2 protein-coding genes are annotated in these 3,079 nt (G+C 66.4%); both read right to left on the bottom strand.

The window, feature by feature from the left end; genetic code table 11:
* The coding region (locus VF497_RS09700) for a transglutaminase family protein (RefSeq protein WP_330888109.1) at positions 1-2,482 on the bottom strand (2,482 nt) is incomplete at its 3' end.
* A gap of 110 nt (positions 2,483-2,592) precedes the next feature.
* The coding region (gene gspN / locus VF497_RS09695) for a type II secretion system protein N (RefSeq protein ID WP_330888107.1) at positions 2,593-3,079 on the bottom strand (487 nt) is incomplete at its 5' end.

Below are 3,079 nucleotides of genomic sequence, written 5' to 3'. Positions count from 1 at the left end.
CGTAGCCACCGATGTCGGGGAACTGCTTGAACACGACTTCGAGTTCGTACAGCGAATCGTTGCGCGCCTCGTCCACGCGCGGCGACTGCGAGGTCGGGCCGATGAACAGCCCCGAGAACAGGTACGACAGCGAGGGATGGTTGTGCCAGTACGAGATCAGGCTGCGCAGCAGGTCGGGACGGCGCAGGAACGGCGAATCGCTCGTTGTCGCGCCGCCGAGAACGAAGTGGTTGCCGCCGCCGGTGCCGGTGTGGCGGCCGTCGACCATGAATTTTTCGGCGACGAGTTTTTCCTGGCGCGCCGCTTCGTACAGGTGCGTGGTGCGCTCGACAGGTTGTTCCCAGTTCGACGACGGATGGATGTTGACCTCGATGACGCCGGGGTCGGGCGTGACGCGGAACGAGTTGAGGCGCGGGTCGCGCGGCGGCTCGTAGCCCTCGAGCAAGACGGGCGTGCCGAGCGCGGCGGCGGTGTCCTCGATCGCCGAGGTCAACTCGAGATAGTCTTCCAGGCGCGCGAGCGGCGGCATGAAAAGGTATAAATTTCCATTTCTTGCCTCGGCACTCAACGCGGTGCGTGTGATCCAGCCGGCGGATTCGCCGTGCGCAGGTGCGCGCGTACCGGCAGCATGCGCCGGCACGGTGCTCGCACGCGGGCCGAAGCGATGGCGGTCGTCGCGCCCGGTGCGATCGAAATTCGTCTGCGCATGCTCGGTCGCGTAGGCCGGTTCGCGCACCGCGGTCTCGCCGCGCAGGCCGAGCATCTGACGGCGTACCTGCATCGCCCGCGGCAGCGGCTTGAACGCCTGCGAGGGATCGGCCGCGTGCACCCAGGGATGGTCGCTCTCGGCGACCCAGGGTTGCGAGTCGAGCGGCAGGCGCCAGCCGAGCGCGGAATCGCCCGGCAGGAGATAGCAATGTTCCGTGCGCAGGAACCACGGCCCGGTCTGCCAGCGATCGAGCGGTTTGGCCAGCGGAAACACGTGGCCGACGACGTGCGACAGCCCCGCGGTGAACACGCGCATCAGGCGCTCGCGTTCGAGCGGGTCCTTGATGCGCGGATCGAACGGGTCGACGTTCTCGGGCAGGCGGCGCTCGCGCCACATGTAGTAGAACAGGTCCTCGTAGGCGGGGAAGACGTGGCCGGCGTCGAGGGCGAGGCGGCCGGCGACCTCGGCGAGAAACGCCTCGCCCAGTTCGCTGTTCGCGCGACCGTGGATCTTTTCGTCGGCGATCAGCGCCGGGTCGTGCCAGATCGGATCGAGGTCGCGGCGCCAGAAGCAGTTCAGCGACCAGCGCGGCAACTGCTCGCCCGGATACCACTTGCCCTGGCCGAAATGGACGAGACCCTGCGGCGCGTATTTCTCGCGCAGACGATGGAACAGGCCGGCCGCGCGCAGGCGCTTGGTCGGCCCGAGCGCCTCGGTGTTCCACTCGGCGCCGTTCGGGTCATCGGCAGCGACGAAGGTTGGCTCGCCGCCCTGGGTCAAACGCACATCGAGACGGTGCAGATCCGCATCGACCTGATGGCCAAGCGAGACGATCGCGCTCCATTGCTCCGTCGAATACGGTTTGGTCACGCGCGGCGACTCGCTGATGCGCGTGACTTTCATCGTGTGCGCGAACTCGACCTCGCACTCGTCGACCACGCCGGTTACCGGCGCGGCCGAACCGGGCTCGGGCGAGCAGGCGAGCGGGATATGGCCTTCGCCCGCGAGCAGGCCCGACGTCGGATCGAGGCCGATCCAGCCCGCGCCGGGCAGATAGACTTCGCACCATGCGTGCAGGTCGGTGAAGTCGTGTTCCGGGCCGCTCGGCCCGTCGACCGCCTTCTGGTCGGCGGTCAACTGGATCAGATAGCCGGAGACGAAGCGCGCGGCCAAGCCGAGATGGCGCAGCAGTTGCACGAGCAGCCAGCCCGAATCGCGGCAGGAGCCGCTGGCGAGCTCGAGCGTGCAATCGGGCGTCTGCACGCCCGGCTCCATGCGGATCAGGTAACGGATGTCCTGGGCGAGGCGGCGATTGATGTCGACGAGCGCATCGGCCGTGCGTCGCGGTTTGACTCCGAGCACCTCGCGCTTGAGTGTCTCCAGGTATTTTTCCACGCGCGGCGTTGCCGGCAGCTTGACCGTGTAGGCGGTCAATTCACGGCGCAGCGTGTTGTTGTATGCAAATGGGAATTTCTCGGCTTCGGGTTCGAGGAAGAAGTCGAACGGATTGAGCACCGCCATTTCGGCGACGAGATCGACCTCGACGCGGAACTCGCGCGTCGGCTCGGGGAACACGAGGCGCGCGAGCCAGTTCGACTGCGGATCCTGCTGCCAGTTGATGAAGTGATCGGCGGGTTCGACGTTGAGCGAGTAGGAAAGAATTCGTGTGCGGCTATGCGGCGCAGGGCGCAGCCGCACCGTCTGCGGACCGAGATGGACGAGCCGGTCGTAGCGATAATGCGAAATGTGGTTCAGCGCGACGTGGATCGACATGCTCAACCCCGCGGTTTTGGCATGCCGTCCACGATAGCAAAAATTTGCTGCAGCGCAACGAAAAAATTCGCGCCGCAGCCGGAAGGACTGCGAACGCGAATGTCGCCCGCTTATTTCTTGCCGAACTCGCCTTTGGCTTGAACGATCGTCGAGCCGTCCGGCTGCGGCGTGCCGATTTTCTGCAGTGCGCTGCGGATCGTCGCGTCGCCGCGCGAGGAGAATTGCGCGGCTGCGTCGTAGGCGGTCTTCGTCGCCTTGAACGTGCCATTGATCTGCAGCGGCCCGCCAAGGTCGTTGAGCACGCCGATGATGCTGCCGTCCGGATCGGTGCCGAGGTTCCACTCCATGTCGCCGAGCGCGGCCTGGCGTGCGCCGGACACGGTGATGCCGTGCCAGACGAGCTTGCCGGCGATCGCTGCAGGCCAGAGGCCGTCGCGCAGGCTGATGCGCGAGAAGTTGCCGTCGACATCGCCGCTGACTTCGATGCCGGGCAGACGGATCAGCGGCGTCCGCAGCGAGGCAGGGAACTTGAGCTGTGCATCGCTGAGGTCGAGCGCGCGCTCGGCGCCGAGCTTCCATTTCGACGAAAGATGCGCG

It is taken from the genome of Rudaea sp., assembly GCF_036383415.1.
Taxonomy (GTDB): domain Bacteria; phylum Pseudomonadota; class Gammaproteobacteria; order Xanthomonadales; family Rhodanobacteraceae; genus Rudaea.
This window is presented reverse-complemented; position numbering and strand designations above follow the sequence as displayed.